The organism is Bacillus pacificus, assembly GCF_020861345.1.
Lineage (GTDB): Bacteria > Bacillota > Bacilli > Bacillales > Bacillaceae_G > Bacillus_A > Bacillus_A pacificus.
In genome coordinates this window covers 1,462,109-1,477,514 of sequence record NZ_CP086328.1, presented here as the reverse complement: position 1 = coordinate 1,477,514, position 15,406 = coordinate 1,462,109, and the positions used below count along the sequence as shown (strand labels likewise).

General features: G+C 37.5%; 13 protein-coding genes. All 13 read right to left on the bottom strand.

Annotation, left to right across the window (positions count from 1 at the left end):
• Nucleotides 1-74 precede the first annotated feature (74 nt).
• Nucleotides 75-2,048: a serine/threonine protein kinase PrkC gene (prkC, locus tag LMD38_RS07815; protein WP_016718309.1), complete on the bottom strand. Its 1,974-nt coding sequence runs from the start codon at nucleotides 2,046-2,048 to the stop codon at nucleotides 75-77.
• Nucleotides 2,049-2,056: 8 nt separating this feature from the next.
• Nucleotides 2,057-2,809, bottom strand: a complete 753-nt coding sequence (locus LMD38_RS07810) for a Stp1/IreP family PP2C-type Ser/Thr phosphatase (RefSeq protein WP_000648696.1) — start codon at nucleotides 2,807-2,809, stop codon at nucleotides 2,057-2,059.
• Nucleotides 2,810-2,813: 4 nt separating this feature from the next.
• Nucleotides 2,814-3,902: a dual-specificity RNA methyltransferase RlmN gene (gene rlmN, locus LMD38_RS07805; protein WP_000450543.1), complete on the bottom strand. Its 1,089-nt coding sequence runs from the start codon at nucleotides 3,900-3,902 to the stop codon at nucleotides 2,814-2,816.
• Nucleotides 3,903-3,906: 4 nt separating this feature from the next.
• The gene (gene rsmB, locus LMD38_RS07800; protein ID WP_016718310.1) at nucleotides 3,907-5,241 is read right to left on the bottom strand and encodes a 16S rRNA (cytosine(967)-C(5))-methyltransferase RsmB; all 1,335 of its coding nucleotides are present in this window, start codon (nucleotides 5,239-5,241) and stop codon (nucleotides 3,907-3,909) included.
• The gene (gene fmt, locus LMD38_RS07795) at nucleotides 5,238-6,182 is read right to left on the bottom strand and encodes a methionyl-tRNA formyltransferase (protein WP_016718311.1); all 945 of its coding nucleotides are present in this window, start codon (nucleotides 6,180-6,182) and stop codon (nucleotides 5,238-5,240) included. Before fmt ends, rsmB begins: the two co-directional genes overlap by 4 nt.
• Before the next feature lie 23 nt (nucleotides 6,183-6,205).
• On the bottom strand, nucleotides 6,206-6,676 hold the full coding sequence (def, locus tag LMD38_RS07790) for a peptide deformylase (protein ID WP_000279468.1): 471 nt from the start codon (nucleotides 6,674-6,676) through the stop codon (nucleotides 6,206-6,208).
• 11 nt (nucleotides 6,677-6,687) lie between these two features.
• The gene (gene priA / locus LMD38_RS07785) at nucleotides 6,688-9,093 is read right to left on the bottom strand and encodes a primosomal protein N' (protein ID WP_062821671.1); all 2,406 of its coding nucleotides are present in this window, start codon (nucleotides 9,091-9,093) and stop codon (nucleotides 6,688-6,690) included.
• Nucleotides 9,090-10,295 carry a bifunctional phosphopantothenoylcysteine decarboxylase/phosphopantothenate--cysteine ligase CoaBC gene (gene coaBC, locus LMD38_RS07780; RefSeq protein WP_000911756.1) on the bottom strand — a complete coding sequence of 402 codons (1,206 nt, stop codon included), beginning with the start codon at nucleotides 10,293-10,295 and terminating at the stop codon, nucleotides 9,090-9,092. The genes priA and coaBC overlap by 4 nt, the downstream gene beginning before the upstream one ends.
• Nucleotides 10,296-10,467: 172 nt before the next feature.
• Complete coding sequence (gene rpoZ / locus LMD38_RS07775; RefSeq protein WP_000933969.1) at nucleotides 10,468-10,680, bottom strand: DNA-directed RNA polymerase subunit omega; 213 nt, start codon at nucleotides 10,678-10,680, stop codon at nucleotides 10,468-10,470.
• Nucleotides 10,681-10,682: 2 nt separating this feature from the next.
• The gene (gmk, locus tag LMD38_RS07770; RefSeq protein ID WP_001257738.1) at nucleotides 10,683-11,300 is read right to left on the bottom strand and encodes a guanylate kinase; all 618 of its coding nucleotides are present in this window, start codon (nucleotides 11,298-11,300) and stop codon (nucleotides 10,683-10,685) included.
• A 13-nt stretch (nucleotides 11,301-11,313) separates the two neighbouring features.
• Entirely contained in the window at nucleotides 11,314-11,577 is a 264-nt protein-coding gene (gene remA / locus LMD38_RS07765; RefSeq protein ID WP_001251456.1) for an extracellular matrix/biofilm regulator RemA, read from the bottom strand.
• Nucleotides 11,578-11,644: 67 nt separating this feature from the next.
• Nucleotides 11,645-12,520 (bottom strand): YicC/YloC family endoribonuclease, encoded by an 876-nt coding sequence (locus LMD38_RS07760; RefSeq protein ID WP_000564120.1) that lies wholly within the window; start codon nucleotides 12,518-12,520, stop codon nucleotides 11,645-11,647.
• A 100-nt stretch (nucleotides 12,521-12,620) separates the two neighbouring features.
• Complete coding sequence (locus LMD38_RS07755; protein WP_062821673.1) at nucleotides 12,621-15,344, bottom strand: calcium-translocating P-type ATPase, SERCA-type; 2,724 nt, start codon at nucleotides 15,342-15,344, stop codon at nucleotides 12,621-12,623.
• Nucleotides 15,345-15,406: the final 62 nt, after the last annotated feature.

The following is a 15,406-nucleotide window of genomic DNA, read 5'->3' as shown; positions in this document are numbered from 1 at the left end:
CCACTATATGTAGACAGCATAACAGGCAGAAGTAATACATTCCATTCTCTCTAAAAAGAAAATGGAATTCATTATTATTGAGTTGGATATGGTACTTCTTTGTCAATAATCGTTACACCATCTCGTACAATTTTATAATGTCCTTTTGTACCTTCTTGAATTACAAATTCTAATGAAATAGTTGCCGACTCTGAAATTGTTCTAGTTTCAATTGGTCTATCCATTTTTTGTTGCATATCTTCTTTATAAATTTCTATCGTTTGCGGTTTTTTCTCACCTATTATAGAAGACTCATACGGAATAGAAATATTATCTACTTTCACTGTTTTCGTTACTTTCGGCTTAGGACCTTCTGAGATGACAATCGTCACTTTATCTCCTTCTTTTAACGGCGTTCCTGGTTTTGGAGATTGCGAAATTACAAGTCCTTTATCAACAGTATCAGAATACTCTCGTTTTATATCTGGAGTTAGTTTCCTCTCATTCAAATAACCATTGACACTATTTTCAGTCCATCCTGAAAAGTCACCTGGTCTAATTTGATATGGACCCTTACTTACCCAAATTTTCAAGTCTTGTTCCGCCTCTACTACCATTTGATCCGGCGTCGGAATTTGCTCAACGATTTCACCTTTTGGTCTATCATTTTCAATATAATTTATTGTAACTTGTTTATATTTTTCTTCTAATTCAGACCTTATGCTCTCAAAATCTTTTCCTGTGAGATCACTCATCTTATTTTTCTTTTTCCCACCCGATTGATAGATAGTAATTTTAGAGTTCTCTTTCACGACTCTTCCGGCCGCGGGGTCTGTTTTTAGAACACCACCGACCTCTACATCATCTGTATATACAATATTAGGTTCCGTAACCTCAAAACCCTTTTCAACTAATGTATTTACTGCAGTCGTATATTTCATACCAGACACATCAGGGACTTTTACATCTTTTGGAATAAAGAATCCTGGAATAACAGTAAGGGCTAACGTTATTCCGATCGCTAAAAGTAAAAATGTTGTAATTAAAATTTTGAGCCATTTATTACTTCGTTTTTTCTTCTTATTTAAATCCGTTTCTTCTTTTCTTGTCTGTTCATCCACTTTACTTCCTGTTAAAACAATTGTTTCATCAGTAACATTTTCGAATAATTGTTCTTGTTGAATAATCGGAATCGCTTTTGTCGCTTCCATATCTTCCGGTATGTAAAATGGCTGCTCATTTATCCTCTCTGGATATAGCGCAGTTTCAATATCTCGTTTCATCGCATTGGCAGATTGATATCGATGAAACGGATCTTTCGCAGTTGCCTTTAATATAATATTTTCGACACTTTGCGGAATATGTTCATTCCATCTTCTCGGAGACGGAATTTCACTTTGTAAATGTTTTAAAGCTATAGCAACAGCAGATTCACCAGAAAACGGTTGTCTTCCTGTTAACAACTCAAACATAACAATCCCTAGGGAATAAATATCTGATTGTTTATTTGCTATCCCGCCGCGCGCTTGTTCTGGTGATAAATAATGCACCGAACCGAGTACTGAATTTGTATGTGTAATTGTTGTTGCACTTGTAGCTGTCGCAATTCCAAAATCTGTTACTTTTATTACTCCATCAGCTCGAATTAAAATATTGTGCGGTTTAATATCGCGGTGCACAATTTCAAAATGATGGGCATGTGCCATGGCGGATGTTAACTGCTCCATAATATCAAGAGCTTCTCCTATCGGTAACATCCCTCTCTCAATTATGTATTGCTTCAATGTTTGTCCTGGTACATACTCCATTACAAGATAATATATACCATCTTCTTCTCCGACATCATACATATTCACAATATTTGGATGCGACAACGTTGTAACAGACTGCGCTTCTCGATGGAAACGTTTAATAAACTCTTCGTTATTTGAATAGTCGAGTCTTAATATTTTCACCGCTACATCTCGGCCTAGTATATCATCATGAGCTAAATACACATTGGCCATTCCACCGCCACCAATCATTTTCAGTAGCTTATAACGGTCATTTAAGCGTTTTCCAATCAGCACGTTGCACTTCACCTACTTTCGTTTGTCGAACCCGCATAATCAATGAGAACAAGGGTGATATTATCTTCCCCGCCACGATCATTCGCCAATTGAATGAGACGTTGTCCCTTAGTTTCTAGCTGTTCATTTAACTGTAAAACTTGTTGCATATCAGCAATAGAAACTTTGTTAGATAGTCCATCAGAGCAAAGAAGTAACTGATCATCTTCCTCTAGCACTAATGTTTTCACATCTAATCCGACTTTCTCTTCTGTTCCTAATGCCCTTAACAAAACATTCTTTTTCGGGTGATATTCTGCGTCTTCTTTTGAAATTTCACCATGTCTCACAAGTTCATTGACAAGTGAGTGATCTTCCGTTACAAGCGAGATTTCCCCCTCTGATACCATATAACAACGACTATCTCCTATATGACCTATCGTCACAAAATTTGGTGTACAAATCGCTATTATAAGTGTTGTTCCCATCCCGTTACATTCTACATGTTGCTTAGAGTATTCATATATACGCTCATTAATAATCCCAACGCTAGTATGTAACCACTCTTCTACTTTTTTTGGCTCGTTCATATTATGCGTTTGCTTCCAATAATCATGGAATAATTGAATGGTCATCGAGCTAGCTACATCACCAGCTCGATGACCTCCCATTCCATCTGCTACTACCGCTAAAATATTTCCATCTAAATTGTGAAAAACTCCTGCACTATCTTCATTATGTTGACGAACTTTTCCTTTATCTGATAGAAACACGGCTTTCATCTCGTCACCTCGTCTCTTCTTTGCGCTCCTTCGCACGCAACTGACCGCAGGCTGCATCAATATCATGACCTTGTTCACGGCGAATCGTTACATTTACTCCACGATCTTTTAACGTTTTTTCAAATAAGAAAATTTGTTCACGTGGCGTACGTACATAATCACGTTCAGGTACGTAGTTTACCGGAATTAAGTTCACATGACATTTTACACCTTTCAAGAGCGCAGCAAGCTCTTCAGCGTGCTCAACTTGGTCATTTTCGCCTCCAAATAGTCCATATTCAAAAGTAATACGACGCCCTGTTCTATTTACATAGTATTTAATAGCTTCCATCAAATCTGGTAGCTTATAAGCACGGTTAATCGGCATTAATTTTGAACGTAATTCTGAGTTTGGAGCATGCAGTGAAATCGCAAAATTAATTTGTAAATCTTCTTCAGCGAACTTATAAATTTTCGGGATGATTCCACTTGTCGAAACTGTCATATGTCTCGCACCAATATGAAGTCCTTTTTCATGGTTAATGATGCGTAAGAATCCCATTAAATTATCGTAGTTATCAAATGGTTCTCCAATTCCCATAACGACAAGAGAACTTACACGTTCTTCTGATTCATCAAGTGCACGTTGCACTTCTACTACTTGTGCTACAATTTCTCCAGCTTCTAAGTTTCGCTTTAAACCGCCAAGCGTTGAAGCACAGAACGTACACCCAATACGACAACCTACTTGTGTTGTTACACAAATGGAATTTCCATATTCATGTCGCATTAATACCGTTTCAATAGAATATCCATCATATAATTGGAATAAGAATTTAATTGTTCCATCCGAAGACGTTTGTTTTACTAACGTATTTAAAGTAGTAATATCAAAGGAATTCGACAATTTTTCACGCAATCCTTTAGAAAGGTTTGACATATCCTCATAATTTTTTACACGTTTTTTATATAACCAATCAAAAATTTGTCCAGCACGGAACTTTGGTTCTCCTTGCTCCTTTAACCAATCTTGCATTTCATGAAGTTGTAAAGAGTAAATTGATGGTTTTTTCGTTTCTAAATTTTTCTTTTGTTTTCTCACAGTCGTTTCCACGATGCTACACCTTCTTCCTTAAACAAGCAATATAAAAGCCATCTGTTGCAAAATAATGCGGTAAAATTTGTACTTGACCTTCATCAATATACGGACTTAGCTTTTCTGGCATACGCTCTTTTATCGTAGTATCCCACTCGAACTCAGGATGCTCTTGTAAAAATCGTTCTATTACTTGTTCATTTTCTATTTTCTCAATTGTACACGTACTATAAACAAGGCGACCACCTTGTTTTAATAACGGTGCGATTTTTTCTAGTATTGCAAGTTGAATCGTCGATAATCTTTCACTATCGCCTTTATCTTTACCTAACTTAATATCAGGCTTACGTCTAATTACACCAAATCCAGAACATGGGGCATCTACTAATATTTTATCAAACGTTTCATTTGCAAAGTGTTCTTGTACTTTTCTAGCATCTAATGCCTTTGTTTCGACATTTCCTAGACCAAGTCGCTCTGCTTGTTGTTTAATTAAACGTACTTTGTGCGCATGTAAATCAAGGGACATGACTTGACCAGTTCCTTTTAATCGCTCTGCAATATGCGTTGTTTTTCCACCTGGAGCAGCACAACTATCAAGAACTACATCTCCCTCATCTGGTTCTAAGGCACGTGCTACCAGCATAGAACTTTCATCTTGAATAGAAAGAAAACCTTTTTTAAACGCATCTGTGTGCGCTACATTTCCTTTTTCAATTTGAATTGCATCATCTGATAAATCGCCACGCTTCGCTTCTATACCTTCACTAGCTAATAATGTAATTGCTTCTTCTACTGTTATTTTATCAACATTTACACGCGCTGTTGGTACAGGCGGTAACATGTTCACTTCACACATTTTCTCAGCAGTTTCTAAACCATATTCTGAAGCCCATTCTTGGACAAGCCAAACTGGATGACTTGTTGCAATTGCCAAGCGTTCTACTGGATCTTTGATTTCATCTACAGAAGGTACACCTTCTCTTTGAATCGAACGTAATACACCGTTCACCATACCAGCAATTCCTTTATGCCCGCGACGCTTTGCAATCTCAACTGCTTCATGAATAGCCGCTCTTTCGGGCACTCGGTCTAAATAAATCATTTGATATAAAGATAAGCGAAGCAATACTCTTACCCACGCTTCAACCTTCTTTTTTAAAAAAGGCTGTAAATAATAATCTAATGTGTCACGACGTTGAATTGTTCCATATACAATTTCAGTTAATAAACCAATATCTTTTCTATCAATTGTACTTTTTTCAATTAGATTATTTAAAAGTAAGTTACTGTATGCACCACTTTTTTCTACTTGAATTAAACCATCAAGAGCTAATTCACGAACATTTTGTCTCATGCATTTTCTCCTAACTTCGTTCCAATTTCAGGTTTTGTGCCACGTAAAAATTGCGAACAACTCATACGCTTTTTACCAGAAGGTTGCAATTCTGTAACTTTAACACCCGTTTCATTACCAGTTGCTACAACGAAACCATCTTCTTCAATTGCAACAATCGTACCTGCTTCAGCTGATTTCGTTACAGGTACTTTTTCTCCCCACCATACTTTAACAACTTGTCCTGCTAAAGTTGTATAAGCAACTGGCCATGGATTCAATCCGCGAATGTGATTGTATACTTCTTCACCTGTTTTTGTCCAATCAATTTTCTCTTGCTCACGTTTTATATTATATGCAAACGTTACTTCTTCCTCGCTTTGTTTAATTGGTTCTAACTTACCTTGAATTAGTAAAGGTACTGTTTTAGATAAAAGATGTGCCCCTGCTTCACTTAACTTATCAAATAACGAGCCTGTCGTTTCACGCTCTTCAATTTCCACTTCTACTTGCGTTAAAATATCACCAGCATCCAATTTTTCTACCATATACATAATTGTAATACCTGTTTTTTCTTTCCCTTCCATAATTGCATAATGGATTGGTGCACCACCACGAAGTTCAGGAAGTAAAGAAGCGTGGACGTTAATACATCCATACTTCGGTGCTTCTAAAATTTCATTTGGTACAATTTGACCGAACGCAGCTGTTACAATTAAATCCGGCTCTAATGCCAGTACTTTTTCATATTCGTCTTTTTCACGAATTCTTAACGGTTGTAACACTGGAATACCATGTTTTTCTGCTTCCACTTTAACAGGTGTAGGTGTTAATACTTTCTTTCTGCCTACCGGACGATCTGGTTGCGTCACAACACCTATTACATCATAGCCATCTTCAATAAGACGACGAAGCACCGGCACTGAAAAGTCCGGTGTTCCCATAAATACTACTTTTATCATTTAAAAACCGCTCCTTTTAATACCTATTCTAATTCGTTTTCCTCATAATATCTTGTCACTTTCGATGTAAATAACACACCGTGTAAATGATCGATTTCATGTTGAATTGCACGCGCTAAAAACCCTTCTGCTTCTAATAAAAATACTTTACCTCTGCGATTTTGCGCACGCACTTTAATATAATCCGCACGTTCCACTTCACCATAAAGTCCCGGGAAGCTTAAACAGCCTTCGGGACCTACTTGTTCACCACGTTTTTCTAATATCGATGGATTGATTAACTCAATTTTCCCAGTATCATCACCGATATCAACTACCGCCACTTGCAAGCTTACCCCTACTTGAGGCGCAGCTAAACCGACTCCGTCCGCAATTAACATTGTTTCATGCATATCTTTCAACAATTTCACTAACTTTTTATCAAAGTTAATTACTCTTTCACACGGTGTTTCTAACACTTCATTTGGATGCTTTACTATTTCTAAAACTGCCATATTTCCCTCCGCTACATTAACATTGTTGGATTAAAATCAATTGAGATTTGTAGCTCTTTTTGCATTTCTGCTTGATAATGTTCATTTACCATTTTGAGCACGTTCTTTAAGTTTGGTTCCCGTTTGTATTTTATCATGCATTGATAACGATATCTATCTTTTATCCTTGGAATTGCTGAAGCAACCGGTCCTAACACCATCGTTTGCTGCGAACAGTGCGTCCGTAAATGACCGACAATTTTTTCCGTCACTTGTACTGCCTTTAATAATTCCGGATGAGATACCGTCACAAGTACAACATAGTAATAAGGTGGGTATTGTCTCGTTCGCCTCATTTGCATTTCTTGGTCAAAAAACACATCATATTGTTGGTTCTTTGCTAACTCTATACTATAATGTTCTGGCGTATACGTTTGAATGATAACTTCCCCTGGCAATTCATGTCGGCCTGCTCGTCCACTTACTTGCGTCAATAACTGATAAGTCTTTTCACTCGCCCGGAAATCAGGTAAATGAAGCATCGTATCAGCAGTTAAAACACCAACAAGCGTTACTTTCGGAAAATCTAATCCTTTTGCAATCATTTGTGTTCCAAGTAATATATCTGCTTTTTCTTCCCCGAACGCCTTTAATAATTTCTCATGCATCCCTTTACGACTCGTCGTATCTACATCCATTCGAATGACTCGTGCCTCTGGAAATAGTTTTGTAATTTCTTCTTCTACCTTTTGCGTACCTGTACCAAAGAAACGAATGTATGTACTTTGACAAGCAGGACACGCAGTCGGCATATTTTCTTCGTAACTGCAATAATGGCATTTTAAACGATGGTTCATTTTATGATATGTCAGCGAGATATCACAATGCGGACATTGTACAACATACCCGCAATCACGGCACATAACAAATGTAGAATGACCTCTTCTATTTAAAAAGAGCACCATTTGTTCTTTCTTTTCTAACCGATCTGCTATTTTTTCATGCAGTGCCTTTGAAAACATGGAGCGATTCCCGTCACGAAGTTCTTCACGCATATCAACAATCTCTACTGTCGGTAAAGCTTGTTCGTTCATACGTTTTTCCATCGTCAGTAATTCATACACACCTTTTTTCGCTCTTGCAAACGATTCAAGCGTCGGTGTTGCACTACCAAGAACGATAGGGCATTTATGATATTGCCCTCTCCACACAGCTACATCCCTTGCATGATACCTCGGATTATCTTCTTGCTTGTAGCTCGATTCATGTTCCTCATCAATAATAATAATCCCTAAATTTTCAAAAGGAGCAAATACAGCTGAACGTGCACCAACTACGACTTTCACTTCTTTTCTTAAAATCTTACGCCATTCATCATATTTTTCTCCAACAGACAGCGCACTATGAAGAACTGCAACTTGTGAGCCAAATCTACCTTTAAAACGATCTACCATCTGAGGCGTTAGTGCAATTTCAGGAACAAGTACAATAGCTTCTTTTCCTTTCTCGAGCACCGCTGCTATAGATTGTAAATATACTTCTGTTTTTCCGCTTCCTGTAACACCATATAGTAAAAATGGATTGTAAGTTTCATTTGTAATTGATGATAAAATCGGTGTAATAACTTGCTTTTGTTCCTCAGTAAGTGGGAATGGTTTCGTTTGTTCAAAATCGTCATCGTCATACGGATTTCGGTACACTTCCACATACTTTTCTGAGAGTAGTCCCTTTTTAACAAGTGCTTTAATTGGAGCATCTGTTATTTGTAACTCTTCTGTTATTACTTTCAACGGTACACTTTTGTAATTTTCCACAAAATAATAGAGGACATCTTGTTGTTTTTTACTTTTCAGTTCAAATGCTGCTAATTCTAATTTATCTTCTGGCAACTCCGGTTGAACGACTCTTTGTTTCTTCTTTTGTACTTTATCTTTTACTTGATAAACAACTTCAATCGTGCCATGTTTAATTTCTTGTTGAATCGTGCGGTATAGATGTGGCTGCGTCTCAATCGCTTCCCAATCTATCGCTTCTCTGTCCTGAAATAAAAACAGTAGTTCAGGTGCTACTTCTTCTTGTTTGCGAAGCTGTAGACGTTTTTTATATGTTGCTTTTATCGCCGTTGGAAGCATAACTTGAAAAGCTGAAATCATATAACATAACGTTTCACTTGTAAGCCAATACCCTAGCTTTAACAACTCTTCATTTAAAACGGGTGTTACATCTAAAATTTCATGGATTGTCTTTAACTTCTTACTTTCTACTTCAACCGAATCTTTAATCCCAATAATAAAACCTTGCAATTTCCTTGGGCCAAACGGAACTACTACACGCATGCCTGTCTGGACAATATCTTCCCATTTTTTAGGGATAATATAATCAAATGGTCGATCTGTCTGACGTGCAGGTACATCAACAATTACACTTGCAAATTTCATAGACGATCATCTTCTAACATCATTTCAATTTGCTTTAATATTTCACGAGCAACCTCTTTCTTCGTTAAAAGTGGCAACTCTATAACTTCTCCATCTTTTCTATACATTGTTACAATGTTCGTATCTGTACCAAATCCAGCTCCTTGCGCCTTTACGTCGTTTGCAACAATCATATTCGCATTTTTCTCACGTAATTTTTTCGTTGCATATTCCTCTACGTTTGTCGTTTCAGCCGCAAAACCGATAAGTAACTGTTTGTCCTTCATCTCACCTAACGTTTTTAAAATATCTACTGTTCTCTCAAGTTCAATTACAGCATCGCCATTTTTCTTTTTCATTTTATTATCATGAACGTATTTCGGGCGATAATCTGCAACTGCTGCTGTTTTAATAACAACATCTACGTCTTCATAATGTTGAATAACCGCCTCTAACATATCTTGCGCAGATTCCACTTGCACCGTAGTTACATGTAATGGTGGATGTAATGCTGTCGGTCCCGAAACGAGTATGACGTCAGCACCTAAGTTCGCTGCCACTTCCGCAATCGCATATCCCATTTTTCCAGAAGAAAAATTGGTCATAAAACGAACTGGATCAATCTTTTCACGCGTTGGACCAGCAGTTATTAATATTCTTTTTCCATGTAATGGTTTTTGTTCTGAAAAAGCCTCTTCTAACCGTGCGATAATCGCTTCAGGTTCTTCTAATCTTCCTTTCGCTACATAACCACACGCTAAAAAACCTTCTCCGGGCTCAATAAATGTATACCCTAACGTTTTTAACGTCATCATATTTTTTTGAACAATTTTATTTTCATACATATGCACATTCATAGCAGGTGCAATCCACACTGGGGCTGTAGTAGCTAACAAAGTAGTTGTAATCATATCATCTGCAATACCGTTAGCTAACTTTCCAATACAATTGGCTGTAGCAGGTGCAACAAGTACAACATCTGCCCAATCTGCTAAATCGATATGAGCAATAACAGCTGAGTCTTTTTCATCGAATGTATCCGTATATACATCATGGCGAGAAAGCGCTTGGAATGTAAGAGGTGTAACAAATTTCATTGCCGACTCACTCATCATTACTTTTACAATAGCACCAGATTGTGTCAATTTACTCGTTAACGCAGCCGCTTTAAAGACCGCAATGCCTCCTGTTACACATAAAAGTATCTTTTTCCCTTTTAGCATATGGCTCGTCCTCTTTCTTTTTCAAACTTATCATACTGAAACAAGATTATCAGCTCATCAGTATCAATATTTCTTCCCTACCGTAAAAAAATAACAACCTACTTGTAAATAGGTTGTTACCGTTACATAGAAAATTATAAAGTCTATGTTTTAAATTGTCGAAGACAAAGTCTTATTCAGTTACTTTATCTTCACTTGGTACGTAGCTTAACGCTTCAATATCGATTTCTTCTAATGCTTTACCTACACATTTATGAGAAACTGGTTTTTCTACAACACAGTTATTAGCAAGTTGCATTTCGCGCGCACGTTTTGCAGCCACTGTTACAAGTGTATATTTAGAATCGATTTTTGTTAATAATGAATCAATTGATGGATTTAACATAATTATAGACCCTCCGTCATTTCTTTATAATATTTTGCTACTCTTTCGCGGCGGCAATGTTCGCCAACCACAATTGCTTTAATTCTTTCACAAGCTAGTTCAACTTGGTCGTTTTCTACAACGTAGTCGTAAGCGTCCATCATATCAATTTCTTCTTTCGCTACCGTTAAACGATTTTCAATAACATCTTCAGTTTCTGTACCACGACCGACAATTCGGTTCTTTAGTTCAGATAAACTTGGAGGTGCTAAGAAAATAAATACACCTTCTGGGAAAGCTTTCTTAACTTGAATTGCTCCTTGCACTTCAATTTCTAAGAATACATCTTTTCCTTCTTGTAATGTTTTTTCAACATAGTCAATTGGTGTTCCGTAATAATTACCTACGAACTCAGCCCACTCAAGTAATTTTTCATTACGAATCATTTCCTCAAATTCTTCTCTCTCTTTAAAGAAATAATCCACACCATCCACTTCACCTTCACGCGGCTTACGTGTCGTTACTGAAATGGAATACTGAAAACGTGTATCCTCATGACTAAACAGCTCTTTTCGAACCGTTCCTTTACCAACCCCAGAAGGTCCTGAAAGAACGATGAGCAATCCTCTTCTACTTCTCATAAATATGTAAAACCTACCCTTCCTCACTTAAATCTTCTTTATTATTCAAACGATGTGCAATCGTCTCTGGCTGAATTGGACTTAATACAACATGCCCATCATCCATAACAATAACCGCCCTTGTTTTTCTCCCATACGTAGCATCAAGCAAAGCATTATGTTCGCGTGCTTCCTGTACTGTTCGTTTAATAGGAGCTGACTCCGGACTTACAATAGCAATAATTCGATGAGCAGATACAATATTTCCGTATCCAATATTTAAAAACCGCATGGCCATAGTTTGCGCCTCCTAGTAAGTCTATCCGATTTCTCCACCACGTATAACTTTATATATTTTTTGAAAGCTACTCAATATTTTGTACTTGTTCACGAATTTTTTCAAGGTTATTTTTCATTTCTACAACATATTTTGAAATTGTTAAGTCATTTGCCTTAGAACCAATCGTATTAATTTCTCTATGCATCTCTTGCACGATGAAATCCATTTTCCTTCCAACAGGCTCTTCAATCTGCAGTGTTTCACGGAATTGTTCTAAATGACTTTGCAAACGAACTAACTCTTCGTGAATATCACAACGCTCAGCAAAGATTGCAACTTCTGTTAGCAATCTTTGTTCATCTAGATCTTGATTATGTAATTCCTTTAAGCGATTTTCTAATCGTTCACGATATTTTTGTGTAACAATTGGTGCATGCGGAATAATAGCATTTACACAATTGTGAATCTCTTGTAAGCGATACGCTATATCTTTATGTAATCGTTCTCCTTCGCCATCTCTCATCGTTTTTAACATATGAGCAGCTTGGCGAACAGCCTCATATAAACTGTTCTCAAATTGTTCATTTACGTTTTCTACCTCTTCAATCGCTGTTACTTCTGGCATTGCCATTAATTGCTCGAGTGTAATAGAATCTTGTAATTGAAATTTTCCTTTTATATCTTCCATAATTGATTGGTACTGCTCAAGAAGCGACCAATTCACACTTAATTTTCTTTCAACAAGCCCTTCACCCGCTATACTAATAGACACTTCAATACGTCCACGGCGAACTTGCTGTGCAATTATTTTACGAATTTTGTCTTCAAATACCATCATTTGCTTCGGTAGTCGAATACTCATCTCTAGAAAACGATGGTTCACCGATTTCATTTCTACTGTAATTTGAAAAGTATCACTCTCTACTTTCGACCTTCCAAATCCTGTCATACTACAAATCATTTTTTATCACATCCAAGCCATGAAATAACTCAATGAAAAAGGTAATAGAGACAAGGCTCTACTACCTTCTGTAAATTATATCACATTTTCATATCATTGACTATTTCAAGTTTAATCCCTTCTTATATAATATTGGCTTTTCCTTCTTCCCTTTTTTCCCTGTTAATAAAGAGCCTACTAATAAGAAGGTCGGAATTGACGATAAACCTCCAATTAACAACCAATCTCTCACTTGTATTGGCATCGTGCTAAAAATCGGTTGTAACGGTGGATAATATATAACGACTAGCATGAGTAGTAATGAAATGATAACCGCTCCTACTAAATACACATTTCCAAACGGATTGCGGTGGAAAACAGAATGCTCACTTCGGCAATCAAATACATGAATCAGCTGAGCAAGTACCAATGTTGCAAACGCTACAGTTTGTGCATATTTCAGTTCATTTGGATGTTGATTATACGCAATAATAAATGCTACTAGCGTCACTGCCCCAATTAGAAAGCCACGACTTATAATTTTCCAGGCAAGCCCTCTAGCAAATACCCCTTCTTTCGGATGACGCGGCGTTCTCTTCATCACGTCTCCCTCGGCCTTATCCAAACCTAACGCCATCGCCGGTAAACCGTCAGTAACTAAATTCACCCATAAAATTTGAATTGGAACCATCGGCAGCGGTAGTGCAAGTAACATTGCAAATAACATGACCAAAATTTCTCCAACGTTCGATGCTAATAAATAACGAATAAACTTACGTATGTTCTCGTATATATTTCTACCTTCTTTAATTGCTGATTTTATCGTAGCGAAATTATCGTCCAGCAATACGAGAGAAGAAGCTTCTTTTGCAACATCTGTCCCTGTAATTCCCATCGCTATCCCAATATCCGCAGTTTTTATAGCCGGAGCATCGTTTACTCCATCACCTGTCATCGCCACTATATGTCCTTTATTTTGCAACGCCTTAACAATTTTTAATTTATGTTCTGGTGATACACGAGCAAATACATACGTATCTTCTACAACATTTTCTAATTCTTCTACATCCATAGTTGCGAGTTCTACCCCTTCAACAACGCGTCCACCTGGTGGTAAAATGCTTAATTGTTCTGCAATCGCCATTGCAGTCACTTTATGATCACCTGTAATCATCACCGTTCGAATACCAGCTTCTCTGCACTCTTTTACTGCCTGCTCTACTTCTGGTCTTGGCGGATCAATCATTCCTTGTATTCCAACTAACATAAAATCTTTTTCAACGTCTCTTTCATGTTCAATTGAGTCTGTTACTTTTAAAGGCTTAAAAGCAACTGCAATTGTTCGAAGTGCTTGACTACCTAAGCTATGAATAGCCGCCTGTACTTCTTTTCTATACAACTCACTTAATGGTTGCTGCTTATCCCCCCATAAAATCGTTTGACTCATTTGCAGAAGGACATCTGGTGCTCCCTTCGTAACGACAAACTTTTTACCCTCTCGATCTCGTACAATAACACTCATCATTTTTCGAGTTGAATCAAACGGAAATTCACGGATAATTTCAAATTTCCCTTTCAGCGCCTCACGCGTTATCCCCGCTTTCATTGCTGCAGCTACAAGCGCTCCCTCAGTTGGATCTCCATCTAATACATACGCCTTTTTCTTTTGAATAATATTTGCGTTATTGCATAACGAACCAAATGTAAGTAGTTGATAAAGTGATTTCGTCTTAGCTGGATTAATTTCTTTTTCACCTTTCATAAACGAGCCATTAGGTTCATATCCTTGGCCTGTCACTTTCCACAACTCTCCACCTGACCACATATGTGTTACCATCATTTTGTTTTGCGTCATCGTTCCTGTTTTATCAGAGCATATAACAGAAGCGCAACCTAACGTTTCTACTGCTGGTAACTTTCTTACAATTGCTCTCTTTTTTATCATACGCTGTACACCAAGTGATAAGGCTACTGTAACAATTGCTGGCAATCCTTCTGGAATAGCAGCAACAGCTAGCGACACACCCGCTAAAAACATATGATACACTTCATTCCCTTGATACACACCAGCTAACACGACAAGCGCTGTCAAAACAAGAGCCACAATAATTAATATTTTTCCGAGTTGCTCTAATCTTCTTTGCAGTGGTGTTTCCATCTGCTCTGCATTTTGTAACATATTTGCAATTTGTCCCATCGCTGTATTCATACCCGTTGCTACAACGACTCCTGTTCCAGACCCTCGTGTAATCATCGTACCCATAAAAGCCATATTTTTTTGATCACCAATTGAAACATCTTGCCCTTGCAATGCTTCTACTTTCTTCTGCACGGGTACTGACTCTCCTGTCAAAGCCGATTCTTCAATATATAAACTCGACGCCTCAACAAGACGTACATCAGCTCCAACACGATCGCCACTAGAAAATTTAATAATATCACCTAAAACGAGTGCTTTAGACGGTGCCTTTACCCACTTTCCATTTCGCAGTACAGTTACTTGCGGGGCGGCTAGCTCTTTTAAAGCTTCCAATGACTTTTCAGCCTTTCTTTCTTGAAAAAATCCGAGAATACCATTGATAATAACAATTGCCACAATCGCAATAGAATCAATGTATTCCCCTAAAAAAGCCGAAACGATTGTTGCACCAAACAAAACAAGCACCATAAAATCTTTAAATTGCGCCAAAAATACCATTAGTGCAGAAGGCCTTTTCGCTTCATCTAGTTCATTTGTACCAAATTTTTTTATTCGCCCTTCTGCTTCTTTCTCTGTAAGTCCAACCTTCACATTTGTATTCGTTCTTTCTTCCACTTCATGTGCACGCATTCCATACCAGTTCATCCTGCTATCGACCTCCTGATTCCAGACATACTCTATTGAAAGCTTATTCAGCCTCGTCCAAA